At 74.5% G+C, this 25,702-nt stretch carries 28 protein-coding genes; 8 read left to right on the top strand and 20 right to left on the bottom strand.

Translation table 11 applies throughout. The annotated features are described in order from the left end of the window. Positions 1–88: 88 nt before the first annotated feature. Positions 89–943, top strand: coding sequence for an aldo/keto reductase (locus ACI79G_RS07460; protein WP_456880502.1), 855 nt, complete (start codon positions 89–91; stop codon positions 941–943). Positions 944–1,034: 91 nt separating this feature from the next. On the opposite strand, the gene ACI79G_RS07455 is transcribed toward ACI79G_RS07460, so the two are convergent. Continuing rightward, positions 1,035–1,514, bottom strand: a complete 480-nt coding sequence (locus ACI79G_RS07455) for an STAS domain-containing protein (protein ID WP_456880501.1) — start codon at positions 1,512–1,514, stop codon at positions 1,035–1,037. A 172-nt stretch (positions 1,515–1,686) separates the two neighbouring features. Here ACI79G_RS07455 and ACI79G_RS07450 point away from each other — a divergent pair, with 172 nt between their 5' ends. After that, the gene (locus ACI79G_RS07450; protein WP_456880500.1) at positions 1,687–2,841 is read left to right on the top strand and encodes an acyl-CoA dehydrogenase family protein; all 1,155 of its coding nucleotides are present in this window, start codon (positions 1,687–1,689) and stop codon (positions 2,839–2,841) included. A gap of 80 nt (positions 2,842–2,921) precedes the next feature. Here the strand turns inward: ACI79G_RS07450 and ACI79G_RS07445 are convergent, their stop codons facing one another. From ACI79G_RS07445 to ACI79G_RS07425, 5 genes are all read right to left on the bottom strand, one after another. Continuing rightward, positions 2,922–4,034 (bottom strand): NAD-dependent epimerase/dehydratase family protein, encoded by a 1,113-nt coding sequence (locus tag ACI79G_RS07445; protein WP_456880499.1) that lies wholly within the window; start codon positions 4,032–4,034, stop codon positions 2,922–2,924. After that, positions 4,027–5,316 (bottom strand): MFS transporter, encoded by a 1,290-nt coding sequence (locus ACI79G_RS07440; RefSeq protein WP_456880498.1) that lies wholly within the window; start codon positions 5,314–5,316, stop codon positions 4,027–4,029. The genes ACI79G_RS07445 and ACI79G_RS07440 overlap by 8 nt, the downstream gene beginning before the upstream one ends. Then, entirely contained in the window at positions 5,313–5,897 is a 585-nt protein-coding gene (locus ACI79G_RS07435; RefSeq protein ID WP_456880497.1) for a helix-turn-helix domain-containing protein, read from the bottom strand. The genes ACI79G_RS07440 and ACI79G_RS07435 overlap by 4 nt, the downstream gene beginning before the upstream one ends. A gap of 99 nt (positions 5,898–5,996) precedes the next feature. Beyond that, positions 5,997–7,334, bottom strand: a complete 1,338-nt coding sequence (locus ACI79G_RS07430; protein ID WP_456880496.1) for an MFS transporter — start codon at positions 7,332–7,334, stop codon at positions 5,997–5,999. A 46-nt stretch (positions 7,335–7,380) separates the two neighbouring features. Next, positions 7,381–7,566 carry a hypothetical protein gene (locus ACI79G_RS07425; RefSeq protein ID WP_091215865.1) on the bottom strand — a complete coding sequence of 62 codons (186 nt, stop codon included), beginning with the start codon at positions 7,564–7,566 and terminating at the stop codon, positions 7,381–7,383. 87 nt (positions 7,567–7,653) lie between these two features. Between ACI79G_RS07425 and ACI79G_RS07420 the strand changes: the two genes are divergently transcribed. Beyond that, positions 7,654–8,052: a nuclear transport factor 2 family protein gene (locus ACI79G_RS07420; RefSeq protein ID WP_456880495.1), complete on the top strand. Its 399-nt coding sequence runs from the start codon at positions 7,654–7,656 to the stop codon at positions 8,050–8,052. A gap of 19 nt (positions 8,053–8,071) precedes the next feature. Here ACI79G_RS07420 and ACI79G_RS07415 read toward each other — a convergent pair whose 3' ends face one another. The 8 genes from ACI79G_RS07415 to paaA all read right to left on the bottom strand — a co-directional run bounded on the left by ACI79G_RS07415 (position 8,072) and on the right by paaA (position 14,309). Beyond that, positions 8,072–9,418 carry an MFS transporter gene (locus ACI79G_RS07415; RefSeq protein WP_456880494.1) on the bottom strand — a complete coding sequence of 449 codons (1,347 nt, stop codon included), beginning with the start codon at positions 9,416–9,418 and terminating at the stop codon, positions 8,072–8,074. Between the two features lie 297 nt (positions 9,419–9,715). Continuing rightward, the gene (locus ACI79G_RS07410) at positions 9,716–10,162 is read right to left on the bottom strand and encodes a thioesterase family protein (RefSeq protein WP_456880493.1); all 447 of its coding nucleotides are present in this window, start codon (positions 10,160–10,162) and stop codon (positions 9,716–9,718) included. Then, on the bottom strand, positions 10,159–10,329 hold the full coding sequence (locus ACI79G_RS07405) for a hypothetical protein (RefSeq protein WP_456880492.1): 171 nt from the start codon (positions 10,327–10,329) through the stop codon (positions 10,159–10,161). The genes ACI79G_RS07410 and ACI79G_RS07405 overlap by 4 nt, the downstream gene beginning before the upstream one ends. Before the next feature lie 4 nt (positions 10,330–10,333). Beyond that, positions 10,334–11,428, bottom strand: a complete 1,095-nt coding sequence (paaE, locus tag ACI79G_RS07400; RefSeq protein WP_456880491.1) for a 1,2-phenylacetyl-CoA epoxidase subunit PaaE — start codon at positions 11,426–11,428, stop codon at positions 10,334–10,336. 3 nt (positions 11,429–11,431) lie between these two features. Continuing rightward, positions 11,432–11,947, bottom strand: coding sequence for a 1,2-phenylacetyl-CoA epoxidase subunit PaaD (gene paaD / locus ACI79G_RS07395; RefSeq protein ID WP_456880490.1), 516 nt, complete (start codon positions 11,945–11,947; stop codon positions 11,432–11,434). A gap of 5 nt (positions 11,948–11,952) precedes the next feature. Further along, entirely contained in the window at positions 11,953–12,864 is a 912-nt protein-coding gene (paaC, locus tag ACI79G_RS07390) for a 1,2-phenylacetyl-CoA epoxidase subunit PaaC (protein ID WP_456880489.1), read from the bottom strand. 93 nt (positions 12,865–12,957) lie between these two features. After that, positions 12,958–13,320, bottom strand: a complete 363-nt coding sequence (gene paaB, locus ACI79G_RS07385; protein WP_091215887.1) for a 1,2-phenylacetyl-CoA epoxidase subunit PaaB — start codon at positions 13,318–13,320, stop codon at positions 12,958–12,960. Further along, positions 13,317–14,309, bottom strand: a complete 993-nt coding sequence (gene paaA, locus ACI79G_RS07380; protein WP_456880488.1) for a 1,2-phenylacetyl-CoA epoxidase subunit PaaA — start codon at positions 14,307–14,309, stop codon at positions 13,317–13,319. The genes paaB and paaA overlap by 4 nt, the downstream gene beginning before the upstream one ends. 224 nt (positions 14,310–14,533) lie before the next feature. Here paaA and paaK point away from each other — a divergent pair, with 224 nt between their 5' ends. The 4 genes from paaK to ACI79G_RS07360 are packed head-to-tail and all read left to right on the top strand — an operon-like array spanning position 14,534 to position 18,850. Next, a complete protein-coding gene (paaK, locus tag ACI79G_RS07375; protein WP_456880487.1) occupies positions 14,534–15,874 on the top strand; it encodes a phenylacetate--CoA ligase PaaK in 1,341 nt (446 codons plus the stop codon). Next, positions 15,871–16,482 (top strand): TetR/AcrR family transcriptional regulator, encoded by a 612-nt coding sequence (locus ACI79G_RS07370; RefSeq protein ID WP_456880486.1) that lies wholly within the window; start codon positions 15,871–15,873, stop codon positions 16,480–16,482. The genes paaK and ACI79G_RS07370 overlap by 4 nt, the downstream gene beginning before the upstream one ends. 53 nt (positions 16,483–16,535) lie before the next feature. Beyond that, positions 16,536–18,590 carry a phenylacetic acid degradation bifunctional protein PaaZ gene (gene paaZ / locus ACI79G_RS07365; protein ID WP_456880485.1) on the top strand — a complete coding sequence of 685 codons (2,055 nt, stop codon included), beginning with the start codon at positions 16,536–16,538 and terminating at the stop codon, positions 18,588–18,590. Further along, the gene (locus tag ACI79G_RS07360) at positions 18,587–18,850 is read left to right on the top strand and encodes a hypothetical protein (RefSeq protein WP_456880484.1); all 264 of its coding nucleotides are present in this window, start codon (positions 18,587–18,589) and stop codon (positions 18,848–18,850) included. Before paaZ ends, ACI79G_RS07360 begins: the two co-directional genes overlap by 4 nt. On the opposite strand, the gene ACI79G_RS07355 is transcribed toward ACI79G_RS07360, so the two are convergent. The 4 genes from ACI79G_RS07355 to ACI79G_RS07340 form a co-directional block, all read right to left on the bottom strand. Continuing rightward, positions 18,804–20,126, bottom strand: a complete 1,323-nt coding sequence (locus ACI79G_RS07355; protein WP_456880483.1) for a cytochrome P450 — start codon at positions 20,124–20,126, stop codon at positions 18,804–18,806. The two genes, ACI79G_RS07360 and ACI79G_RS07355, sit on opposite strands and share 47 nt — an antisense overlap. Positions 20,127–20,140: 14 nt before the next feature. Continuing rightward, positions 20,141–21,001 (bottom strand): 3-hydroxyacyl-CoA dehydrogenase family protein, encoded by an 861-nt coding sequence (locus ACI79G_RS07350; RefSeq protein WP_456880482.1) that lies wholly within the window; start codon positions 20,999–21,001, stop codon positions 20,141–20,143. Continuing rightward, positions 20,998–21,198: a hypothetical protein gene (locus ACI79G_RS07345; protein ID WP_456880481.1), complete on the bottom strand. Its 201-nt coding sequence runs from the start codon at positions 21,196–21,198 to the stop codon at positions 20,998–21,000. The genes ACI79G_RS07350 and ACI79G_RS07345 overlap by 4 nt, the downstream gene beginning before the upstream one ends. Before the next feature lie 158 nt (positions 21,199–21,356). Further along, a complete protein-coding gene (locus tag ACI79G_RS07340) occupies positions 21,357–21,926 on the bottom strand; it encodes an Lrp/AsnC family transcriptional regulator (RefSeq protein ID WP_456880480.1) in 570 nt (189 codons plus the stop codon). A gap of 167 nt (positions 21,927–22,093) precedes the next feature. Between ACI79G_RS07340 and hppD the strand changes: the two genes are divergently transcribed. After that, the gene (hppD, locus tag ACI79G_RS07335; RefSeq protein ID WP_456880479.1) at positions 22,094–23,299 is read left to right on the top strand and encodes a 4-hydroxyphenylpyruvate dioxygenase; all 1,206 of its coding nucleotides are present in this window, start codon (positions 22,094–22,096) and stop codon (positions 23,297–23,299) included. A gap of 76 nt (positions 23,300–23,375) precedes the next feature. Here the strand turns inward: hppD and ACI79G_RS07330 are convergent, their stop codons facing one another. Continuing rightward, the gene (locus ACI79G_RS07330; protein ID WP_456880478.1) at positions 23,376–24,068 is read right to left on the bottom strand and encodes an IclR family transcriptional regulator; all 693 of its coding nucleotides are present in this window, start codon (positions 24,066–24,068) and stop codon (positions 23,376–23,378) included. Between the two features lie 126 nt (positions 24,069–24,194). Next, complete coding sequence (locus ACI79G_RS07325; protein WP_456880477.1) at positions 24,195–25,643, bottom strand: aldehyde dehydrogenase family protein; 1,449 nt, start codon at positions 25,641–25,643, stop codon at positions 24,195–24,197. Positions 25,644–25,702 lie beyond the last annotated feature (59 nt).

The raw sequence follows: 25,702 nt of genomic DNA, 5'->3' as shown, positions 1-25,702 counted from the left end.
ACATCCTGGAAGAGCAACGCCCGGTGCGGGTGCTGCCGCGCTCAGAGATCCCGTGGCACCCGGCCGCGGGCCGACCCCCTGGAGCAGCATGACCACCGTCGCGCCCACCGGCACCTTCTCGATCGGCGGGGACCTGCCCGTCCACCGCCTCGGCTACGGCGCCATGCAGCTGCCCGGCCCCGGCGTGTGGGGCGAGCCGGCCGACCCGGAGAACGCCCGCCGCGTCCTGCGCGCCGCCGTCGAGCAGGGCGTGGACCTCATCGACACCGCCGACTCCTACGGCCCGGTGGTCAGCGAGCGGCTCATCGCCGAGGCGCTGCACCCGTACCCGGAGGGCCTGGTCATCGCGACCAAGGCCGGCCTGACCCGGCAGGGCCCGGGCATCTGGACCCCGGTCGGCCGTCCGGCCTACCTCAAGCAGCAGGTGGAGCTGTCGCTGCGCACGCTGAGGCTGGAGCGCATCGACCTCATCCAGCTGCACCGCATCGACGCCGAGGTGCCGCTGGCCGACCAGCTCGGTGCCTTCAAGGAGCTGCAGGACGAGGGCAAGGTCCGCCACATCGGTGTCTCCGAGGTCTCCGTGGCCGAGCTCGAGCAGGCCCGCCAGATCGTCGACGTCGTCAGCGTGCAGAACCTCTACAACCTGACCAACCGGCAGTCGCAGGACGTCCTCGACCACGCCACCGAGCACGGCATCGCCTTCATCCCGTGGTTCCCGATCGCGACCGGTGACCTGGCCGCGCCGGACAGCCCGGTCGCCGACATCGCCCGGGAGCTCGACGCCACGCCGTCCCAGGTGGCGCTGGCCTGGCTGCTGCACACGTCGCCGGTCGTCCTGCCGATCCCCGGCACCAAGTCCCTCGAGCACCTGACGGAGAACCTGGGCGCGGCCCGGTTGCGCCTCTCGGACGAGGACATGGCCCGCCTCGACGCGCTGGCCTGAGGACTTCCGCCGATCCCCGGCAGTATCCCCGCCGGCCCCGTCCAGAGGCTCGCCACGAGCTTGCGAGTGGTGAGGAGGACGGGGTCCTTCATCAGCGCCAGCGGCGCAGCGTCCCCGGGCGGACCTGCCGTCGCAGCGGCCGGTCCTCGGCGCGCCGCGCGGGTCGTGCCTGGTACGGCAGACCTGTGCGGCGCGCCGGGGACGGCGTGCGCGGTGCGGGCAGGGGGACGGCGGGACGCGGGGCGACCTCGTCCACGGGCCCGTCGAGCTCGATCCGGTCGCCGAACCCCGAGGAGCGGACCAGGTGGCGGGTGGCCGCGGGCGCGCCCACCACACGGCAGGAGCGCCCGGCGGGCACGAGCGTGTCGGAGAAGACGGCCAGCACCCGCAGTCCGGAGCAGTCGCGGAAGCAGGCCCCGGCGACGTCCACGACGACCGGCCCGCGCCCGCCGACGGCGGCGTCCTGCAGGGCCTGCGTGAGCCGCCCGGCGGCCGGGACGTCCACGTCGCCGGTCAGCCGGACGACGACCTGGTCCGGAGCGCGGACCACGGCGATCTGCAGGTGCGGCACGGGGACTCCGACCAGGGGTGCTGCACCGCCGACGGTTTCGGGCGGTCCTTCCGAACGGTAGTGCCGTGCACCCTCGGCCACAACCCAACGTGCCTGGGCGACTGCGCAGCGCGCTGGCGTGTCCCCGGCAGCCCCGCTGCGCCAGCCGGCCGGGACGCGGCACCATGGCGGCGTGGACGCCGAGGACTTCCGCCAGGTCAGGGACGCCGTCCGGCAGCTCGTGCGGGAGGTCGTCATCCCGCTCGAGGAACGCATCGAGGACGAGGACCGCATCCCCGACGAGCTGCGCGCGCAGGCCGCCGAGATGGGGCTGTTCGGCTACGCGCTCCCCGAGGAGCACGGCGGCCTGGGCGTGACCATGGCCGAGGACGTCGAGCTGGCCTTCGAGTTCGGCTACACCACCCCGGCGTTCCGCTCGCTGTTCGGCACGAACAACGGCATCGCCGGTCAGGTGATCGCGAAGTTCGGCAGCGACGAGCAGAAGAAGACGTACCTGCCGCGGCTGGCCTCGGGCGAGCTGATCGGCGCGTTCGCGCTGACCGAGGCCGAGGCCGGCTCGGACCCCGCGGGGCTGCGCACCACCGCCCGGCGGGACGGCGACGGCTGGGTGCTCAACGGGGCCAAGCGCTACATCACGAACGCACCGATCGCCGACCTGTTCGTCGTCTTCGCCCGCAGCGACCCGGCCGAGAGGGGCGGGCGGGGCATCTCCAGCTTCGTCGTCGACGCCAGGACGCCCGGGGTCACCGTCGGCCCGAAGGACCGCAAGATGGGCCAGGCCGGCGCCTGGACGGCCGAGGTCTTCCTCGACGACGCCCGCGTGCCCGCCGATGCGCTGATCGGCGAGGAGGGCCGCGGCTACGCCAAGGCGCTCACCGTGCTCTCCCGCGGCCGGCTGCACATCGCCGCGCTCTGCGTCGGGATGGCGCAGCGGGTGCTGGACGAGTCGGTGGCCTACGCCGCGACCGCGAAGCAGGGCGGCGCCCCGGTCGGCCGGTTCCAGCTGGTGCAGGCGCTCATCGCCGACACGCACGCCGAGCTGCTGGCCGGCCGGGCGATGGTCCGCGACGTCGCCGCCCGGTACGACACCGGCGAGGACACCTCGATCGGCCCGTCGTCGGCGAAGCTCTTCTGTACCGAGATGGTCGGCCGGGCCGTCGACCGCGCGGTGCAGGTGCACGGCGGCCTGGGCTACCTGCGGACGACGCCGGTCGAGCGCTTCTACCGCGACGCCCGGCTCTACCGGCTCTACGAGGGCACCAGCGAGGTGCAGCGGGTGATCATCGGCGGCGGGCTGCTGCGCGACGCCGGTATGCCACGAACCTGAGGGAGGCCCCCGCCCCGACCGCGGCCCCGTCCCGGGGCCCGCCCCGAGCGTGCGAGGGGTGGGGAGGACGGGGTCCTTCTTCAGTCGGTCCGCGGCACGTTGGCCGGGTCGTCGGCGGGGTCGCGCTCGGGGCCGCCGGCCGGGCGCAGCAGCGCGCCCGGCGCGCCCTCGCCGCGGCCGAGCGCGGCGACGAACTGCCGCAGCACCTCGTCCCCGGGGTGCTGCGGGGACCACTCCAGCAGCCGGCGGGCGCGGGAGCTGTCCAGCGCCGGCGCCTGCAGGGCGATGTCGAGCCAGCCGGGCTCGGTGGGCACCAGGTGGGCGTGGAAGGCGGCCGACAGCGCCGTCCGCAGCGCGACCGCCGGCACCGGCACCCGCACCGCGCCCAGTGCGCGGGCGAGCGAGTCGGCGTCGAAGGTCGGCTCGGCGGCGAGGTTGAACGGCCCGGGGGCGCGGCGGTCCAGCATCGCGACCAGCGCGTCGGCGACGTCGTCGGCGTGCACCACCTGCACCCGCAGCGACGGCAGGGGCAGCGGCAGCAGCCTGGCCACCGAGCCGGGCAGCAGGCGGGCGGCGCCGAACAGCAGCGGGCCGAGGAAGTAGCGGCCGATCTCGCTGCTCGCCTCCGGCTGCAGCACCAGCGTCGGGCGCACCACGGTCAGCGTCGTCCCCCCACGGGAGCCGAGCTGCTCGCGGACGACCAGTTCGGCCTGCGACTTGTCGCGGCTGTACTGGGCGCTGGGGATGCCGGTGACCGGCCAGTCCTCGGCGACCTCCCGGTCGCCGCCGCCCGGGGCGTAGGCGCCCAGCGAGGACAGGTGCACGAAGTGCTGCACGCCCGCGCCGGCCGCGGCGCGGGCCAGCCGTCGGGTGCCGTCGACGTTGACCCGGTGCAGCCGCTCGGGCTGCCGGCCCGGCTGCAGCGCCCACGCCAGGTGGACGACGGCGTCGACGCCGTCGAGGAAGCGGGTGAGCTCGTGCTCGCTGCGGGTCTCGCCGAGGTCGGCCAGGTGCCACCGGACGCCGTCGTAGGGCGCGATCGAGGGCGGCTGCCGCCGGACCAGCCCCCGCACCTCGGCCACGCCGCTGCCCGCTGCGGTGAGCCGGCGCAGCAGCGCCGTCCCCACGTTCCCGCTGGCGCCGGTGACGGCGACCCTCAGGCCCTGCAGGTGGTTGCTGGTCGGTTCAGCCATGCCCCGGCGCTACCCCCGCCGCGGCCGGTGTACCCGGGCCCGGCGCCGCGGAGTGGCGCGGGCGCAGCCCGACGGACACCAGCCCCACCGCCAGCAGCGCCCCAGCGGCGGCGAGGAAGCCGGCGCCGGTGCCCGCGACCTCCGCCAGCCGGGGCACCAGCAGGCTGCCGCCGAGGGCGCCGACCTGCAGGGCCAGCGACGACGCCGACAGCGTGGTGGCGCGCTGGCCGGCGGCCACCTGCCCGTGCAGCACCTGCTTCCACAGCGGCCAGGCCGCCGCGTTCGCCACGTGGAAGACGGCGAACAGCCCGCCCAGGGCGAGCGGTCCCGCGACCGCCACCGTCGCGACGGCGAGCGCGCCGAGCACCGCCAGCCCGGTGGTGGCGCCCGCCACCGAGCCGCGGGCCAGCCGTCGGACGGCCGGCGCCAGCAGGGCACCGAGCCCCGCCGCGGCGTAGGAGACGGCCATGACCACGCCGAAGACGGCGGCCCCCTCGGTGCGGCTGCCGGTGAGGTCGGCGACGTGCAGCGGGCCGAGCAGCTCGAGCGTGGTCAGCACGGCCCCGACGAGCAGCGAGACGGCGAGCACCCGCCGCAGCAGGCGGTCCCGCGACACCAGCCGCGCGGTGTCGCGGACGACGGCGGGCACGGCGCGGACGCCGGCGCCCAGCGCGGGAACACCCGAGCCGCGAGGCGCGCCGACGGGGACGACGAGGACGGCGACGGCCGCGACCGAGACCAGTGACAGCGCCGCGGCCAGCAGCACCGGGAGGACCAGCACCGCGTCGCCGGCGCCGTCGGCGAGCAACGGCAGCACCCCGCCGAGCACCGCACCCAGGCACAGGCCCGCCCCGTCCGCGGCGCCCGCCCGCGACAGGCCCGGGGTCACGTCGGCGTCGGCGTCCGCGGCGTGGACGGCGTCGACGTACCAGGCCTCCAGCGGTCCGGAGTCCAGCGCCCGCCCGACGCCCTTGAGCGCCCAGGCCAGGGCGAAGAGCGCAGTGCTGTCGGCGACGGCCAGGAGCAGCAGCCCGGCGGTGGTCATCAGCCCGGCGAGCACCAGGACCGGCCGGTGGCCGAGGGCGTCGGCCAGCCCGCCCGTGGGCAGCTCGAGGAGCAGGACGACGACCGAGTAGACGGCGACGACGACCCCGATGTCGGCGGGGGACAGGCCCCGGGCCGAGGCCAGCAGCACGGTCACCGGCGCGCCGAGCCCGACCGGCAGCCAGTGCAGCGCGGTCAGCCCGACGTAGCGGCGGGTGACGGAGCGGACGCCGGTCACGACGGGTGCTCCACGAGCCGGAAGACGTCGACCAGCACCTGCACCAGCGGCTGGTCGGGCTCCTCCCGCTCGGCACGCCACCGCTCCAGGACGTCGTTGAGCTCGTCGACCAGCGCCCGGGCCCCGGCCGGCGAGAGGTGCAGCGCCCAGTCGTTGAGCGAGGTCGCGTCCCGCCAGGCCTCGTCGAGCTGCTCCCGCTGCGCCGCGTGCGCGCTCAGCAGGCGGCGCTGCGTCGCCAGGTTCTGGTGGGTCAGCTCCTCGACCACCTCGCGCCCGCCGGGCCGGCCGACGACGTCCTCGGTGTTCCACCGGGTGCTGCGGTGCAGGGCGCGCCACCACCGCTCGCGGCCGGTGCCCTCGCCGGGCACCTCCTCGACCAGACCGAACCCGGCCAGCTGGCGCAGGTGGTAGCTGGTGCTGCCGCTGCTCTCGCCGAGCCGCTGCCCCAGCCTCGAGGCGGTCGAGGGCCCCTCGGCGCGCAGCAGGCCCAGCAGGGCCGCGCGCAGCGGGTGGGCGACGGCGCGCAGGACCCGCGGGTCGCGGACGTCGACGGCCGGGGTTGGCGGGGTCTGCTCGATCACCCTCCCGAGGCTAGGGATGCAGAGGTCTGTTTGCAAAGACTTCTTTGCACTCCTGGCGCGTCATCGCCGGCGACCGGGTGTCGCGATCACCGCGGAGAGTCAGTCGACGGGGGTCTCCAGCGACTCGCCGCGGCGCTCGGGCAGCGCCCAGCCGGCCAGCGCGGCGAGCACGAAGAAGGCGGCGAAGGTCGCGAACACCAGGCCGTTGCCGCCGGCGGTGAGCAGCGGCGGCACGCACAGCGGCGCGACGATCGAGGCGATCCGGCCGAAGCCGGCAGCCGCGCCGGCACCGGTCGCGCGCAGCGCGGTGGGGTAGACCTCCGGCGTCACGGCGTAGACCGCGCCCCAGGCCCCGAGGTTGAAGAAGGACAGCACCATGCCGGTGACCAGGACGGCGGTGTCGCCGGCAGCCAGCGCGAACAGCCCCGCGCCGACGGCGGAGCCCAGGAGGAACACCACCAGCGTCGGCCGGCGGCCCCACCGCTCGACGAGGACCGCCGCGGCGGCGTAGCCGGGCAGCTGGGCCAGCGTGATGAGCAGCGTGAAGCCGAACGAGCGGACCAGCGAGAAGCCCGAGGCGACCAGCAGCGTGGGCAGCCAGATGAACGCCCCGTAGTAGGCGAAGTTGATGCCGAACCAGACCGTCCACAGCGCCGCCGTCCGCCGCCGGGAGCCCGGGGCCCACAGCTCACCCGGTCGCGCGGCCGGCACCGGCCGCGCCGGGGCCGACGGCACCGGCGCCACGCCGGCCGCCGACTCGAAGCGGCGCACCGCGGCCTCGGCCTCGTCGGTCCGGCCGCGCAGCTCGAGGAAGCGCACCGACTCGGGCAGCCCGCGGCGCACCACCACCGCGTACAGGGCGGGGACGGCGCCCAGCGCCAGCGCCCACCGCCAGCCGGCGTCACTGCCCGGGACGACGAGGTAGCCGATCAGCGCCGCCAGCAGCCAGCCGACCGCCCAGAACGCCTCGAGCACCACGACGACCCGGCCGCGCACCCGGGCGGGTGCGTACTCGCTGACCAGGGTGGAGGCGACCGGCAGCTCGGCACCGAGCCCCAGGCCGATGAGGAACCGGAAGACCAGCAGCGAGGCCACCGACCAGGCGAGTGCGGCGGCGCCGGTGGCCACGCCGAAGACCAGCAGGGTGAGCGCGAAGACCTGCCGTCGGCCGATCCGGTCGGCCAGCAGCCCGCCGAGCGTGGCGCCCAGCGCCATCCCGACGAAGCCGATCGAGCCGATCCAGGACAGCTCGGTGGGGGTGAGCGACCACTGGACGGCGAGCGCGGCCATCACGAAGGAGATGAGGCCGACGTCCATCGCGTCCAGCGCCCAGCCCAGCCCGGAGCCCACGACGAGCCGGCCGTGCTCGCGGGTGAAGGGCAGCCGGTCGAGCCGCTGCGCGCGGCTGGCCGAGGTGGTGGTCGCGTCGGTGCTCACGGGCGGCCGCGTACCCCGTGCACCGCACGGTCACGCGGCGGGCGGGTCAGCCGTCGCCGTCCTGGTCGCCGCCCTCGACCTCCTCCTCGACCTCGTTGCCGGCGTCCTCGACCTCGCGCTCGACGCCGTCGTCCACGGTGTCCGAGCCGCACGCGGCGGTGGTGAACGAGGTCGCGGCGATCGCGATGCCGGCGGCGGCCAGGCGCCAGCGGCGGGTGCGGGTGGTCGTCACGGGGTCCTCCCGGGGTCGGCTGCGGTCGGGGTCCGGATGTGCCCTCGCGGGGGGCACTCCATGCGCTCGGCGGCTACGGTCGCGGTCGTGACCGGACAGCTCGCGGTCGTCGAGGCCTGGCTGCACGCGGTGGACCGCGCCGACGCCGCGGCCGCCATGGCGCGGTGCGCGCCGGACCTCGAGGTGGTCGGGCCGCGGGGCAGCGTGCGCGGTCGCGAGGTGCTGGGCCCGTGGATGGCCCGGGCGGGGTTCACCGCCCGCCCGCTGCGCTGGTTCTGCGGTGCCGGGGGTGCGGTCGTCGTCGAGCAGGAGGCCACCTGGGCCGACCCCGCGACGGGCGCCGAGCGGGGCCGGGCCGTCGTCGCGTCGGAGTTCCTCGTGGCCGACGGCGTCATCACCCGCTTCCGGCGCCACGACGACGGGCTGCCCGCCGCGCTCGCCGCCACCGGGCTGCGGGGGTCCGACGAGGTGGCCGCGCGGGGCTGACCGGGCCGGGCGGCGGGCGTCAGGTCCGGCGGCCCAGCTCGTCCGCCGCCTCGGGGTGCTCGCGCAGGTACTGGTCGTGGGCCTCGGCGACCCGGAGGTCGTTCCCCCTGGTCTCGCCGGCGACGGTCACCGCCGCGAAGGAGACGAGGCAGAGGGCCATGATGTAGAGGCCGACCGACCCCGACCACCCGGTCGACTCCAGGAGGAGCTGAGCGATCATCGGGGCGAAGGCACCGCCCAGGATCGCGCCGAGCGCGTAGCCGATGGACACGCCGGAGTAGCGGACCGCGACGGGGAACATCTCCGCGTACATGGCCGACATCGGCCCGTAGGAGAGACCCAGCCCGATGGTCAGCAGGAACAGCGCGAACCCGTACAGCCAGATGTTGCGGGAGTCGATCAGCAGGAACAGCGGGATCATCCAGACGAACACCAGGGCATAGCCGATCTGGAAGGTGCGCACCCGGCCGATCCGGTCGGAGAGGGCGCCGCCGTACATGGTGAAGACCAGCCAGCCGAACGAGGCCAGCGTGGTGGCCAGGAGCACCGACTCGCGCGGCATCCCCAGGGCGCCGGTGGCGTAGGCGATGAAGAACGCGATGAGCAGGTAACCCGCGGCGTTGTTCGCCACGAAGATCAGCGCGGTGAGGACGACCTCCTTGGTGTTGCTCCGGAAGAGGTCGCGCAGCGGTGCCGAGGACTCCTTCCTCCGCAGCCGCATCTCCTTGAAGACGGGGCTCTCCTCGACGGCGCGCCGGATGAGGTAGCCGATGACGATCAGGACGACCGAGAGGAGGAACGGGATCCGCCAGCCCCACGACTGGAACTGCTCCGGCGTCGTCACGGTGCTCAGGACCCACAGCACGCCCGTCGCGAGGATCATCCCGATCGGCACGCCGATCTGCGGGTACGCGCCGAAGAACCCACGGCGGCCGACCGGTGCGTGCTCGACGGACATCAGCGCCGCACCGCCCCACTCCCCGCCCGCCGAGAAGCCCTGCAGGACCCGCAGGAGGACGAGCAGGGCCGGCGCGGCGACGCCGATCTGCTCGTAGGTCGGGAGCAGGCCGATCAGGGCGGTCGCCGCCCCCATCAGCACGAGGGTGAAGACGAGCATCTTCTTGCGGCCCAGCCGGTCACCGAAGCGCCCTGCGACGATGGCGCCCAGGGGGCGGAACAGGAAGCTGATCCCGATGGTCGCGAGCGAGATGACCGTGGCGAGCCCGGGTGAGTCCTCGCTCACCGGTGCGAGGAACAGCGGCGCCAGCACCAGGCCGGCCGCCTGGGCGTAGATGAAGAAGTCGTACCACTCGATGGTGGTGCCGGCGAGGGTGCCTGCGAGGACCTTGCGTTCCTCGGAGCTCATCCGCTGACGGGTGTGCGGTGCGGTGTCCGTTCGAGCCGGCATCGGGACCCCAGAGGTGCGACCGGGCTGTTACTGACCGAAAGGTCAGTAATCTGACGGCGCCAAGGTATCGGAGTGTGGCGGTGGGCACAACGGTCTGCGGGTGCCCGGCCGCGGAGCGGCCTGCACCCGAGCGCGGCAGCTGCCGAACGCGTACCCGGGCACCGACGCGCACGCCCGCCTCGCCACCTTCCTCGGCGCAGCCCCCCGCTGGCAGCTGAGCACCGCAGCACCCCGGCTGTGTGGTCGACGAGGCGGTCAGTCCGTGCCGCGCCGGGCGTCACCTGGTCCGGCTCGACGGGCGCGCTCACGCGCGCCCTCACCGATCCGGGCCTCCAGCACCTCCTGCGGGAGGACGGCCTGGACGGTCGTCCCCCGCCCCAGCTCGCGGCCGTCGGCGTCGACGGCGCTGCACTCGCAGGTGAGCCGGTTCCCCCGCACCTCCACGCAGCGGGCCGTCACCCGGATGGCGTCGCCGACCCAGCTCGGACCGAGGTGCTCGACCGACACCGACCGCCCGATGCCGCCCTCGCCCGGCTGGAGGTGGCGGAGCAGCAGCTTCCGGCCGGCCTCCTCGAAGTGCTTGGCCATCGAGTAGGTCGCGTACACGGGGTGCACCGGTCCGAGCTCGTCGAACCGGACGGTCATCTCCGGCGTCACCACCACGTCCAGCTCGGCGACCTCCCCGACGGGGACGGGGATCACGCGGGCGTCCAGCGGGCCGGCCGCTCCTCCGGGGAGGCGGCGGTGCCCTCCGGTCCCCCCTCGGTGGCGAAGGGGCGCGCGGACGCAGCCAGGAGGTCCGGGAACCGCTCGGCCGGCGGCCCGGTTCGCGCTGCCCGCGGCAGCCGCTCGGTCTCGGCCAGGGCCATCGGGTCAGGCGTCGAAGTCCACGGTGACGGCGTCGGACACGGGCACCGACTGGCAGGTCAGCACGTAACCGGCCTCGACCTCCTTCGGCTCGAGGGCGTAGTTCCGCCGCATCTCCACCTCCCCGTCGGTGACCCGCGCCCGGCACGTGCCGCAGACCCCGCCCTTGCAGGCGAACGGCAGGTCCGAGCGGACCCGTTGGGCGGAGTCCAGCACGGTCTCGTCCTTGGGCAGGGCCAGCGTGGTCGACCGGCCGTCGAGGACGACGGTGACCTGGCTGCTCGGGCCCTCGACGGTCTGGTCGTCGCCGCGGACGGGCTGCGGCGGGACGTCGTCGACGTAGAAGAGCTCCTGGTGCACCCTGTCGGTCGGCACGCCCAGTGCGGCCAGGAGGTCGCGGGCGTCGCTGACCATCCCGTGCGGGCCGCACAGCCACCAGTGGTCGACGTGCTCGGCGTCGACGAACGCCTCGATCAGCGCGTGCAACCGGTCGCGGTCGAGCCGGCCGCTGGTCAGCTCGGCGTCCCGCGGCTCGCGGGACAGCACGTGCACCAGCTGCAGCCGGGTGCCGTAGCGGTCCTTCAGGTCGGCGAGCTCGTCGGCGAACATCACCGTGTTGGTGCGCCGGTTGCCGTAGAAGACGGTGACGGTCGACTGCCCGTCGCGCAGCACGCTGGCGGCCAGCGAGAGCGCGGGGGTGATGCCGGAGCCGGCGACGACGAAGACGTGGTCGGCCGGGACGGAGAGGTCGGCGGTGAAGGTGCCCGACGGCGGGAGCACCTCGATCTCGTCGCCCGGCCGCACCTCGTGCACGAGGTAGGAGGAGAAGAAGCCGCCGGGCACCTCCCGGACACCGACCCGCGGCGGCGCGCCCACCGGGGCGCAGATGGAGTAGGACCGCCGCTCGTCGCGGTCGCCGTCCACCCGGCGCAGGGTGAGGGCCTGACCGGGCCGGAACGCGTAGTCCTCCGCCAGCTCCGGGGGGACGTCGAAGGTGACGGCGACCGCGTCGTCGGTCAGCTGCTCGACGCGGGCGACCTTCAACGGGTGGAACTGCGGCCGTCGTCGCGCGGGGACTGCCGGGGCCTCGGCGGTGGTCACGGGTCAGATCTCCTTGACGTGCTCGAACGGCTCGCGGCAGCTGCGGCAGCGGCGGAGGGCCTTGCAGGCGGTCGCGCTGAACTCGCTCAGCTCCTCGGTGTCGAGCGAGCCGCACTGCGGGCAGGTGGCCGTGCGGCGGGTGGGGCCGAGCTGCAGCGGCACCGGGCCCGCGGGGCGGACGGGCGCCCTGCCCGGAGGGGCGATGCCGCCGGCGGCGAGCTTCCGCCGGCCCTCCTCGCTGATCCAGTCGGTGCTCCACGCCGGGGAGAGCACCGTGCGGACGTCGACCTGGGGGAAGCCCGCGCGGTGGAGGGCGTGCAGGAGGTCGGCGCGCATGACGCCCATCGCCGGGCAGCCGGAGTAGGTGGGCGTGATGTCGACGACCACCGTGCCGTCGTCCTCGGTCCGCACGTCCCGCAGCACGCCGAGGTCGGCGAGCGTGAGCATCGGCAGTTCGGGGTCGGTGACGGTCTCGGCGATCGCCCGGGGGCCGGTCGCGGTGGCCGGCTGGAGGGTCACGGCGCTCACCACGTCGCCGCCGGGTGCTGCCGGGCCAGCCCCTGCAGCGTGCCGAGCAGCTCGGCCAGCTCCGGGCCGTGCTCGCCGACGCGCCCGCGCGGAGCCGTGTCGGCCGGCCACCCGGGCACCCGCAGCGTCGCCCGGTCGAGCACCTGCGTCAGCACCGACGAGACCTCCTCGCGGACGTCGGCCGGGTCGACGGCGACGCCGGCCTCCGTGAGCCGCCGCTCGACGTCGGTGGCGGTGAAGACGTCGGCCAGCAGCGGCCACACGGTGTCGGCCGCCGCCTGGGCGCGGCGGTGCGACTCCGCGGTGCCGTCGCCGAGGCGGAGCACCCAGCGGGCGGCGTGGTCGCGGTGGTAGGCCAGCTCGTTGACGCCCTTGGCAGCGATCGCGGCGAGCACGGGGTCGCGGGAACCGCGGAGGCGGGTGAAGACGGCCAGCCGGACGGTGGCGGCCACGAGGAGCCGGACCATCGTCCGGGCGAAGTCGCCGTTGGGGGCCTCGACCAGACCGGAGTTGCGGAACTCGTCGGGGTCCCGGAAGTAGGCGAGCGCGTCCTCGTCGGGGATGCTCTCCGTGGCCTTCCCCCGGGACCGGCCGAGCACGCCCACCGAGCCGGCACGAGCGAGCAGCAGCCGGGCCTGGCCGAGCAGGTCCAGCGCCACGTTGGCGATCGCCACCTCCTCCTCGAGCTCCGGCGCGGCGGTGATCCACTGGGTCAGCCGCTGGGCGAGCACCAGCGCGTCGTCGCCGAGCACCAGGCAGTACTCGCCGAGGTCGGCGGGGTCGATGCCGTCGGGGACGGTGGTGTCGACACCGGCGAGGGGCTCGTCGAACCCGGTGCCGAACGCCCAGTGACCCTCGCCGCCGTGCGCGTGGTCCAGGGCCTCGTACACGGTCTCCTCGTGCGCCATGCCAACCGTTCCTTTCGCGGGTGAGCGCCCAGCCGTCGGCCCGCCTCCAGGGCCCCGCCGCGAGGAACGAGCGGTGGGGAGGAGGCGGGTCCTTCACATGTGGGGGACGTCCTCGGGGATCTCGTAGAACGTGGGGTGGCGGTAGACCTTGTCGCCGCTCGGGGCGAACAGCGGGTCCTTCTCGTCGGGGCTCGAGGCGGTGATGTCGGCGGCCTTGACCACCCAGATGCTCACGCCCTCGTTGCGCCGGGTGTAGACGTCGCGGGCGGCGTGCACCGCCATCTCGTCGTCCGGCGCGTGCAGCGACCCGACGTGCACGTGGTTGAGCCCGCGCTTCCCGCGCACGAACACCTCGTACAGGGGCCAGTCGCGCCGGCTGGCGGCGGGCCGGGGCTCGACGGGGATCTCGGCGCCGGTGGGGACCGCGCCGTGCCCGCCTTCGCTGGTGAGGCTCATGCCGCGCTCCCGGCGTGCTCCTCGGCCGGTCGGCCGCCGTCGTGCTTGCGTGCGTAGGCCGTCGCCGCCTCGGTGACCCAGGCGTTGTCGTCGCGCGCGGCGCGGCGGCGGGCGATCCGCTCGTCGTTGGCCGGGCCGTGGCCGCTGATGACGCGCTTGAACTCGTCCCAGTCGATCGCGCCGAAGCGCCAGTGGCCGCTCTGCTCGTCCCAGGTCAGGTCCGGGTCGGGCAGCGTGACCCCGAGGAACTCCGCCTGCGGGACGCTCATGTCCACGAAGCGCTGGCGGAGCTCGTCGTTGCTGTGCCGCTTGATCCCCCAGGCCATCGACTGCGCCGAGTTCGGGCTGTCGTCGTCCGGCGGGCCGAACATCATCAGCGAGGGCCACCACCAGCGGTCGACGGCGTCCTGCACCATCGCCCGCTGCTCGTCGGTGCCGCGCATCATCGTCATCAGCAGCTCGTAGCCCTGCCGCTGGTGGAAGGACTCCTCCTTGCAGATGCGGATCATCGCCCGGGCGTAGGGCCCGTAGGAGGAGCGGCACAGCGGCACCTGGTTGCAGATCGCCGCGCCGTCGACCAGCCAGCCGATGACGCCGACGTCGGCGTAGCTGAGCGTCGGGTAGTTGAAGATCGAGCTGTACTTCTGCTTGCGCTCGATGAGCTTGTCGGTGAGGTCGGCCCGGTCGGCACCGAGCGTCTCGGCGGCGGAGTACAGGTACAGGCCGTGGCCGGCCTCGTCCTGCACCTTGGCCAGCAGGATCGCCTTGCGCCGCAGGCTCGGCGCGGACAGCAGCCAGTCGCCCTCCGGCTGCATCCCGATGATCTCGGAGTGCGCGTGCTGGGCGACCTGCCGGATGAGCGTCTTGCGGTAGCCCTCGGGCATCCAGTCGCGCGGCTCGATGCGGTGGTCGGCGGCGATCGTGGCGTCGAACTGCCGCTGCAGCGCGGCCTCGTCAGGAGCGGGCCGTTCCAAGGTGGGTGCCGACATCTCGTTCCCTCGGGTGCGACGGCGAACGGTCATTTACTGACCGCTTGGTCGGTAATGAGTCTGCACGACGTGCTCCCGCCGCACAAGCCCGCCGGGCGAGTTCTTCCGGGGGGCTTGACAGGGCCTCCGGGGGGGAGTTGATTACCTGACCATCCGGTCGGTATTTGGCGCCTCGCGCTCCGCCGACCGTCCGGCGACGACGCTGCACGACGGAGGCACCGGCCATGACGGCTACGACGAGCGAGAGCAGCCGGCACCTCGGGGCGCCCCCCGACGAGACGCTCCTCGACCCGGCGGAGCGCCTGTCCGTCGACGAGCTCCGTGCCCTCCAGCTGGATCGTCTGCGGTGGACGCTGCGGCACGCCTACGACGACGTGCCGCACTACCGGCAGGCCTTCGACGCCGCGGGCGTGCACCCCGACGACTGCAGGGAGCTCGCCGACCTGGCGAGGTTCCCCACGACCAGCAAGGCCGACCTGCGGGACAACTACCCGTTCGGGATGTTCGCCGTCCCGCAGGACCAGGTCCGGCGGGTGCACGCGTCCTCCGGCACCACGGGCCGGCCCACGGTCGTCGGCTACACCGAGCGCGACCTCGGCACCTGGGCCACCGTCATGGCGCGCTCCATCCGCGCGGCCGGCGGACGGCCCGGTGACAAGGTGCACAACGCCTACGGCTACGGCCTGTTCACCGGCGGGCTCGGCGCCCACTACGGCGCGGAGCAGCTCGGGTGCACGGTCATCCCGGTCTCCGGCGGCATGACCCCTCGTCAGGTCCAGCTGATCACCGACTTCGAGCCGAGGGTGATCATGGTGACGCCGTCCTACATGCTCACCGTCATCGACGAGTTCGAGAAGCAGGGCCTCGACCCCAGGGCCAGCTCGCTGGAGATCGGCATCTTCGGGGCCGAGCCGTGGACCGAGCAGATGCGCCGGGAGATGGAGGAGCGCGCCGGCATCCACGCCGTCGACATCTACGGCCTGTCCGAGGTGATGGGCCCCGGCGTCGCCCAGGAGTGCGTGGAGACCAAGGACGGCCTCCACGTCTGGGAGGACCACTTCTACCCGGAGGTCATCGACCCGCTCACCGGCGAGGTGCTCCCCGAGGGCGAGCAGGGCGAGCTGGTCTTCACCTCGCTCACCAAGGAGGCCATGCCGGTCATCCGCTACCGCACCCGCGACCTCACCCGCCTGCTGCCCGGCACCGCCCGGCCCGGCATGCGCCGGATGGAGAAGATCACCGGCCGCACCGACGACATGATCATCCTGCGCGGGGTCAACCTCTTCCCGACCCAGATCGAGGAGATCGTCCTCCGTACGGCCGGACTGTCGCCGCACTTCGCCCTGGAGCTGACCACCCGCGGCCGGATGGACCACCTCACCTGCCGGGTCGAGGCGCGCCCGGACTGCCCGGCCGAGCGCCGGCCGAGCGCCGCGGCCGAGGTCGCGAAGGCGGTGAAGGACACCATCGGCACCAGCATCGAGGTGCTCGTCGTGGACCCGGAGACCCTGGCCCGGTCCATGGGCAAGCTCAAGCGGCTCTACGACAACCGGGACCGCACGTGACGTCCACGGCCGATCCGGCCCGGACCCGGCGCGGCCGCCCCGGCCACTCGCTGGACTCCCTGCTGGACATCGCGGTCGCGGTCTTCAACGAGCGCGGCTACGACGCCACGAGCATGGACGAGCTCGCCACCCGGCTCGGCGTCACCAAGTCGGCGATCTACCACCACGTGTCGAGCAAGGTCGAGCTGCTGCGGCTGGCGCTGGACCGCGCGCTGGACGCGTTGTTCGCCGTCACCGAGGAGCCGGGCGCCACCAGCGGTCCGGCCATCGACCGGCTGGAGCACGTCGTCCGGGGTTCGGTCCGCGTGCTCACCGAGCGGTTGCCGTTCGTCACCCTGCTGCTCCGGGTGCGCGGCAACTCCCCGGTCGAGGAGGCGGCGCTGGCGCGCCGCCGCGAGTTCGACCGGATCGTCACCGACCTCGTGCGCGCCGCCGAGGAGGAGGGCGACGTCCGTCCCGACGTCGACCCCGCGGTCACCAGCCGGCTGCTGTTCGGCACCGTCAACTCGCTCACCGAGTGGTACCGCCCCGACGGCGGCCTGTCCGCCGACGACCTCGCCGACGCGCTCGTCGCCACGACCTTCCAGGGCCTGCGCGCCAGGTCCTGACACCCGCCCCGACCCCTGCCGGCCCGGGCCACCGGGCCCCTGAGGAGACCACCATGACCGACTCAGCCCCGCTCCTGGAGAGCTACGTCGCCGGGCGGTGGTACGTGGCACCGGACGACGGGACGCCGATCGCGGACGCCGTCACCGGCGAGACGGTCGTCCGGATCAGCAGCACCGGCCTGGACGTGGCGGCCATGCTCGACCACGCCCGGACCGTCGGCGGTCCGGCGCTGCGCGAGCTGACCTTCCACCAGCGGGCCGGCCTGCTCAAACAGCTGGGCCTGCGCCTGATGGCCGACAAGGACGCGTTGTACGCGCTGTCCCGCCGCACCGGCGCCACCGACCGCGACAGCGCGGTCGACATCGACGGCGGCTTCGGGACGGTCCTGTCCTACGCGAGCAAGGGCCGCCGCGAGCTGCCCGACGACACCGTCGTCCTCGACGGTGCGGTCGAGCCGCTCGGCAGGGGCGGCACCTTCGTCGGCCAGCACCTCTGCACGCCGCTGCGCGGGGTGGCCGTGCAGATCAACGCGTTCAACTTCCCCGTCTGGGGCTTCCTGGAGAAGCTGGCCCCGGCCTTCCTCGCCGGCGTGCCGACGATCGTGAAACCGGCCAGCCAGACCGCGTACCTCACCGAGGCGGTCGTCCGGGCGATCGTCGAGTCGGGCCTGCTGCCCGAGGGCTCGGTGCAGCTGCTGGCCGGCAGCGCGACCGGCCTGCTCGACGGGTTGGCCGGCCAGGACCTGGTGTCCTTCACCGGCTCGGCCGCGACCGCCCGCAAGCTGCGCAGCCACCCGGCGGTGGTCGCCAACTCGGTGCGGTTCAACGCCGAGGCCGACTCGCTCAACTGCTCCGTGCTCGGGCCCGACGCCACCCGGGACACCCCCGAGTTCGACCTGTTCGTCGAGCAGCTGGTCACCGAGATGACGGTCAAGGCCGGCCAGAAGTGCACGGCGATCCGCCGCGCGCTCGTGCCGCGCGACCTGGTGGACGACGTCGTCGAGGCGACCCGGGAGCGGCTGGCCGAGGTCGTCGTCGGTGCCCCCGACGCCGAGGGGGTCCGGATGGGTGCCCTGGCCAGCCTCGACCAGCGCGAGGAGGTGCTGCGCTCGCTCAAGGCCCTGCGCGGCGTCGCCGAGCTGGTCGTCGGGGACCCCGACCACTTCGAGGTGGTGGGGGCCGACCGCGACCGCGGCGCGTTCCTGCCGCCGATGCTGCTGCGCTGCGACGACCTGACCGCCGCCGAGCCGCACGACGTCGAGGCCTTCGGGCCGGTCGCCACGGTGCTGCCCTACGACGGCGTGGCGCAGGCCGTGGAGCTCGCCGCGCGCGGCCAGGGCAGCCTGGTCGGTTCCGTGGTGACCCACGACGAGGAGTTCGCGCGTCGGTTCGTGCTCGGGGCCGCGCACTCCCACGGCCGGATCCTGGTGCTCGACCGCGACGACGCGGGGGAGAACACCGGCCACGGCTCCCCGCTGCCGGTGCTGGTCCACGGTGGCCCGGGCCGCGCCGGCGGGGGCGAGGAGCTCGGCGGCATCCGCGGCGTGCTGCACCACATGCAGCGCACCGCGGTGCAGGCCTCGCCCGACATGCTCACCGCCATCGGGGGCCGCTGGGTCGCCGGGGCCCGCCGCACCGACGACGGCGTCCACCCGTTCCGCAAGTCGCTGGCCGAGCTGCGCATCGGTGACTCGGTGACCGCCGGCCCGCGCCGGGTGACGCTGGAGGACATCGAGCACTTCGCCGAGTTCACCGGCGACACCTTCTACGCCCACATGGACGAGGAGGCCGCCCGGGCCAACCCGCTCTTCGGCGGCCGGGTCGCCCACGGCTACCTGGTCGTCTCGTGGGCGGCGGGGCTGTTCGTCGACCCGGACCCGGGTCCGGTGCTGGCCAACTACGGCGTGGACGACCTGCGCTTCCTCACCCCGGTCAAGCCGGGGGAGGAGCTGACGGTCACGCTCACCTGCAAGCAGATCACCCCGCGCGGCGGCGCCGACCACGGCGAGGTCCGCTGGGACGCCGTCGTGGTGAACGGCGAGGGCGAGCCCGTGGCCACCTACGACGTCCTCACGATGGTCGCCAGGACCTGGCCCCCCGCCGCGTGAGCGGAGCAGCTCGGGAGCGGGCCCTGCTCCCGAGCCCCGCCACTCAGAAGACCTCGGCGATGTCGCGGGCCGCCATCGCCGCCTGGCGCGACTCCTCGGCGTCGCCGCGCGCCGACGTCCTGCTGGCCGTCCTCCCCGCCGAGCAGGTCCGCCACTGGCGGGAGGACGAGGAGCGGGACGCCGAGGGGCTGGCCGGGTCCCTGGCCGCGGTGGTCAGCGCGCTGGCGTGGTCCCGACCCACCGGATGGGCAGGTGCTTGACCCCGCGCTGGAAGTTCGAGCGCAGGAGCACCGGCGGCCCGTCCAGCTCCAGCGCACCGGTGCGACGCAGCAGCTCGGCGAACAGCGCACGCATCTGGACCCGCGCCAGCTGTGCGCCGAGGCAGAAGTGCGGCCCGTGCCCGAAGGCCAGGTGCGGGTTGGGGGAGCGGCGGACGTCGAAGCGGTCCGGATCGGCGAACACCGCCTCGTCCCGGTTGGCCGACGTGAACGAGACGACGACCTTGTCCCCGGCGCGGATGCGGACCCCGGCGAGCTCGACGTCGGTCGTGGCGGTGCGGCGGAAGACCATCACCGGCGTCCACCAGCGCAGCATCTCCTCGACCGCGCCGGGCAGCAGGGCCGGGTCGGCACGCACCGCGGCCAGCTGGTCGGGGTGCTGCAGGAGCGCGATCAGCCCACCGGGCAGGCCGTTGCGCAGGGTCTCGTTCCCGGCCACGGCGAAGAGCCAGAACATGTTCTCGAACTCCTCGTCGCTCACCTGGCCGCCGTCCTCGTCCACCTGGGCCAGCAGGATCGACATCACGTCGCCGCCGGGGGAGCGGCGCTTCTCCTCGGCCAGCAGCCGGGCGTAGGCGTAGAGGTCGGGAATGCCGGCGCGGGTGCGCGGGTCCGGCATCCGGCCGTCCGGGCCGGGGGCCGGGCGCAGCGCGACGGCCGCGCGGGCCATCGTCGTCCCGCCCGTGCCGTCGAACGTCGCGGAGGTGGCGTAGTCGGGGTCCTGCCAGCCGATCACCCGGTTCGACCAGTCGAACATCAACCAGCGGTCCTCGGCCGGCACGCCCAGGACGTCGGCGAGGGTGAGCAGCGGCAGGTCCGCGGCCACGTCCTCGGCGAAGTCGCACCGGCCCTCGTCGGCGCCGCCCACCATCTGGTCCACCAGCCGGGCCGCCGTCGCCTCGATCGCCCCCGTCAGCGTGGCCACGGCCCGCGGGGTGAACGACCGGGTGAGCAGCCGCCGGAGCCGGGAGTGGTCCGGCGGGTCCGTGTTGAGCATCATCCGGCGGACCCAGGCGAGGTCGGCGGCGTCGCGGACCTGCGTCGCGCCCAGCCACGAGGAGAACGTCGCCGGGTCCCGGAGCACCCGTTCCACGTCGGCGTGCCGCAGCACCAGCCAGAACCCCGGGCCGGCCGGCTGGCCGTGCAGGGCGGGCTCCTCCACCCGGAGGACCGGCGTCTCGGCCCGCAGTCGGTCCAGCAACCGGAACGGCGGGCCGGCCTCGTACGTGGCCGGGTCGACGAGGGCAGCGGTGTCCACCGGCTCGGGTCCTCTCAGCTCTCGTAGGTGTGGAACCCGCGCCCGGTCTTGCGGCCCAGCTCGCCCGCCGCCACCTTGTCGCGGAGCAGCTGCGGTGGGGCGAACCGCTCGCCGAGGGTCCGGTGCAGGTACTCGGCGATCGCCAGCCGCACGTCCAGGCCGACCAGGTCGGTAGACCGCAGCGGGCCCATCGGGTGGCGGTAGCCCAGTTCCATCGCGGTGTCGATGGCCTCGGCGTCGGCGACGCCCTCCTCGAGCATCCGGATGGCCTCCAGACCCAGCAGCACGCCCAGCCGCGAGGAGGCGAAGCCGGGGGAGTCCCGCACGACGATGCCGGTCTTGCCGAGGGCGCGCACCCAGCCGCGGGCGGCGTCGACCACCACCGGATCGGTCTCCGGCGCGACGACGAGCTCGACGAGCTCGGACGCCGGCACCGGGTTGAAGAAGTGCATCCCGAGGAAGCGCGAGGGGCGCTCCAGCGCCGCGGCGAGCTCCGTCACCGACAGGGAGCTGGTGTTCGTGGCCAGCACGGCGGCGGGAGCAGCGGCGGCCGCCGCCGCGCCCAGCACCTCGGCCTTCAGGTCGGCCCGCTCGGGGACGGCCTCGATCACCAGGTCGGTGTCCCGACCGAGGCCGGCGGGGGTCTCGAGCAGGGTCAGCCGGCCGAGGACGGTCTCGACGTCCCCGTCCAGCTTGCCGCGGCGGGCGGACTCCTCCAGCCCCTCGGCCACGCGCCCACGGGCGGCCTCCGCGGCCTGCCCACCGGCCTCCACGACGGCGACGTGCGCGCCGGCGGCGAGGAAGACCTGCGCGATGCCGGCGCCCATGCGGCCGCCGCCGATGACGGCCACCCGGGTCGGGACGGAGGTGCTCATGCCCCCTCCACGGGCATCACGACGCCCTGGCCGTCGCCGTTCACGATCTCCTCGTCGATCTCCAGCCGCCGCAGCACGCCGATCGACCGGGCGGCGAAGGCCTCGTCGAGCTCCACGGCGGCCAGGTCGCCCCCGCACCGGCCCGGTGGGGTGCGGACCCCGTCGACCAGGAGGACCTCGGTGGACCCGTGGGACATCGGCGCTCCTCGAACGTGTCGGTGCGGGTCGGCGACGCGATTTCCCGACCAAGCGTTCAGTAAATACGTGGCCAGTCTGACGGACGCGCGACGGCCGGTGCAAGCCCCGCCCCAGGAGTGCGGGCGCGCGACGCCGCCACGTGGGTCCCGACCGCAGGTCACGGTCGGGGCCTGTCGTCGTCTCCGGAACCCGTGGGATCGCTGCCGTGCCGGGGGACCGCCGTCCGCCGCATGCCGGAGCGGCCGGCACCCGGTGCGGCGCCGGACTCCAGCAGCGGCCGGGTCCGCCACCGGACGAGCTCGGAGAGCGCCACGATGCTGGTCGAGCGCACGACCGCCGAGGACCGGTCCAGGTCGACGAGGACCTGCTGCAGGGCCTCGTGCGAGACGGCGGCGACCCGGCACAGCACGTCGCCACGGCCGGTCGTGGAGTGCGCCTCGAGGACGCCGGGGATCTCCTCGAGGTCGCGCCGGACGGCGTCGATCGCTCCCTGGGCGATCTCCAGCGTCACGAAGGCCTGCACGCCGAAGCCCGCCGCGCGCACGTCGACGTCGGGCCCGTAGCCGCGGACCACGCCCGTCTCCTCCAGCCGCCGCAGCCGAGCCGTCACGGTGCCGCGGGCGACCCCGGTGAGCCGGGACAGCTCCAGGTCCCCTGCCCGAGGGGAGTCCTGCAGCGCGCTCAGCAGCGCCACGTCGAGCGCGTCGAGTCCCCGGCCGTCGGTCATCCTGCCCGCCTCCCGGCATCCTGAGCTGTGCAGTCTGCGCAGCTTAGGACCGGTTCCGCTGGCCCGGGTGGACAGCGCGGGCAGGGGTGCCGGTCCTGGTTGCGCAGTACCGACCCGCGGTGTGTGGTGCAGGCGACACCGACGGACGTCCGGAGGAGGAGCCCGGCATGAGCCTCGAGCAGACCCTCAACGACGACGAGCGCCTCGCGCAGCTCGACCTCGACCAGCTCCGGCAGCTGGTCGGGCTCGTCGAGTACGACGCCTCCGGCGACCCGTTCCCCGTCTCCGGCTGGGACGCGCTGGTGTGGGTGGTCGGCAATGCCACGCAGGCCGCGCACTTCTACCAGTCGGCCCTCGGCATGGAGCTGGTCGCCTACTCCGGTCCGGAGACCGGCAACCGCGACCACCTCGCCTACGTGCTGCGGTCGGGTGCGGCCCGCTTCGTCGTCACCGGCGCCTACGACCCGGCCAGCCCGCTGGCCGACCACCACCGCCGGCACGGCGACGGCATCCGCGACATCGCGCTCGCGGTGCCCGACGTCGACCGGTGCATCGCGCACGCGCGGGCGCAGGGCGCGACGGTCCTCGAGGAACCGCACGACCTCGGCGACGAGCACGGCACCGTCCGTCTGGCCGCCATAGCCACCTACGGCGACACCCGGCACACGCTGGTCGACCGCTCCCGGTACACCGGCCCGTACCTGCCGGGGTTCGTGGCCCGGACCTCGTCCCACCAGCCGCGACCCGGCCGGCCGGAGCGGCTGTTCCAGGCGGTCGACCACGTGGTGGGCAACGTCGAGCTCGGCGCCATGGACCGCTGGGTCGACTTCTACAACCGGGTCATGGGCTTCACCAACATGGCCGAGTTCGTCGGCGAGGACATCGCCACCGACTACTCGGCGCTGATGAGCAAGGTCGTCAGCAACGGCAACCACCGGGTCAAGTTCCCGTTGAACGAGCCCGCCCTGGGCAGGAAGAAGTCGCAGATCGACGAGTACCTCGAGTTCTACGGCGGCCCCGGCGCCCAGCACGTGGCGCTGGCGACCAACGACGTCCTCGCGACCGTCGACGCGATGACCGCCGAGGGGATCGAGTTCCTCCCCACCCCGGACTCCTACTACGAGGACCCCGAGCTGCGGGCCCGCATCGGCACCGTGCGGGTACCGGTCGAGGAGTTGCAGCGGCGCGGCATCCTGGTCGACCGGGACGAGGACGGCTACCTGCTGCAGATCTTCACCCGGCCGATCGGCGACCGGCCCACGGTCTTCTTCGAGCTGATCGAGCGACACGGCTCGCTCGGCTTCGGGAAGGGCAACTTCAAGGCGCTGTTCGAGGCGATCGAGCGGGAGCAGGAGCGGCGCGGCAACTTCTGAGGAAGGACCGCCCTCCTCGCAGGCTCGGCGCGGGACCTTGAGGGCGGCCGTTCCAGCCGGGCACCAGGCCGGCGTGTCAGCGCAGCGCGGCGCCGACCTGCTGCGCGGAGCGGACGACGGCCCGGCCGATCCGCTCGGTGTCCGCGCCCTCGTCGACGAAGACGACCGCCAGCGCGGCGCGGGCACCCCCGTCGGGCCCGAGCACGGGTGCGGCGATCGACCGGACCCCGGGGATGACCTCGCCGTGCGAGCTGGCCCACCCGACCCGGCGGGCCTCGCGGAGCGCCTCGCGGTCGTCGGGCGAGGCGGCCTCGGGCATGAGCAGGGCGAGGCCGGGTGCGCCCCGGCCCACCGGGTGCCGGATGCCGGGCCGGTACACCACGTGCGCGGGGGAGTCGTGCGGTTCGACGCTCGAGACGGTGACCGCCTCGTCACCGGCCCGGACGACCAGGAACGCCGTCATGCGCAGCTCCGCGACCAGGGCGTCGAGCCGGGGCAGCGCGGCGGACTGCAGATCGGTCCGCACGCCCCGGGCGAGGCCGAGCATCCCCAGACCGAGCCGGTAGTGACCGGCCGGGTCCCGCTCGACGAGCTGGTGGTCCTCCAGCGTGCGCAGCAGGCGGTAGGTGATCGACCGGTGCAGCCCCAGCGCCGAGCCGATCTCGGCGATCGGCTGCGGGCTGCCGACGGCGGCCAGGTGCTCGAGGATGCGCAGGCCCCGGTCCAGCGTCTGCGACTGGGGCGTGCCCCCGCCGTTGCCTTCGACCATCGCCGTCCTCTCGGTGCACCGTGCCCTCCCACCCTACGGTCGCCGTCAGCGGGCGCCGGGCCGGCCGGGGGACGGGACAAGGCGGCGGCACCGCCCGGCGCCCTGTCCGGGCGGTGCCGCAGGTGCTCAGCCGTTGACCACCTGCGGCACGGCTACCGCCTTCAGGCCCTCGACGCCGAACTCCAGGCCGTACCCGGACCTCTTGACCCCGCCGAAGGGGATCATCGGGTGCACCCCGCCGTGGGAGTTGATCCACACGGTGCCGGCGTCGAGCCGGGCGGCGACGGCGCGCGCCGCCTCCCGGTCGCTGCTCCAGACCGAGGCGCCGAGGCCGACGTCGAGCCGGTTGGCCATCGCCACCGCCTGGTCGACGTCCTCGTAGCGCACGATGGGCAGCGCCGGGCCGAACTGCTCCTCGGCCACGAGCGGGTTGTCGTCGTCCACGTCGGCCACGAGCGTGGCCGGGTAGAAGTACCCGGGGGCGTCGGGGTCGGGGTCGCCCCCGACCAGGACCTTCGCGCCGGAGTCGCGCGCGGCGTCGACCAGGCGGGCGACGATCTCGTACTGCGCGCGGTTCTGCAGCGGGCCGAGCAGGTTCTGCTCGTCGAGCCCGCGGCCCATGGGCACGGCGCGCGCGACGTCGGCCAGCGCCGCGCAGACCTCGTCGTACACGTCGCTGTGGACGTACAGGCGCTTGAGCGCCGCGCACGTCTGGCCGGTGTTGATGAACGCGCCCCAGAACAGGCCCTCGGCGATGGCGCGGGGGTCGACGTCGGGCAGCACGATGCCGGCGTCGTTGCCGCCGAGCTCGAGGGTCAGCCGCTTCACGGTGTCGGCCGAGCTGCGGATGATGGCCTGCCCGGTCGCGGTCGAGCCGGTGAACATGAGCTTGTCGACGTCCGGGTGGCCGGACAGCCGCGCGCCCACCTCCCGGCCGCCGGCCACCGCGGTGAGCACGTCGTCCGGCAGCACGCCGTTCAGGACCTCGACCAGCGCCAGCACGCTCAGCGGGGTGTGCTCCGAGGGCTTGACCACCACGGTGTTGCCCATGCGCAGGGCGGGGGCGACCTGCCAGACGGTGATCATCATCGGCCAGTTCCACGGCCCGATCGCGCCCACCACGCCGACCGGCCGGTAGTGCAGCTCCGCATGGGTCTCGCCGTCGTCGAGCACGGTGCCGCCTGGGAGCTCGGTGGCGGCGGTGGCGCGCAGCCAGGCCGCGCAGGCGCCGACCTCGAAGCGGGCGTTGGGGCCGTTGAGCGGCTTGCCCTGCTCGCGGGAGAGCAGCTCGGCGAGGGGCTCGGCCGCCGCCTCGACCGCGTCCGCCGCCCGCAGCAGCAGGTCGACGCGGTCGGCGTCGCTGCGGGCGGCCCAGGCGCGCTGCGCGGCGCGGGCGCTCGCGACGGCGCGGTCGAGGTCCTCGGCGGACCGGTCCGCGACCCGGCCCACGACCTCGCCCGTGGCCGGGTCGAGGACCTCGCGGCCGTCGGGGTCGGTGACGGCGGCCAGCAGGCTCTCGTACGTGGGCGTCCCCGGCGTGGGGGTCACGGGCTCGGTCACGGTGGGGGTGGTCATCGGGGTCCTTCGTGGGCTTCGGAGGTGGTCGATGGGGCGGTGCCGTTCGGGACGGCGGT

It is taken from the genome of Geodermatophilus sp. SYSU D00779 (assembly GCF_054050595.1).
This window is presented reverse-complemented; position numbering and strand designations above follow the sequence as displayed.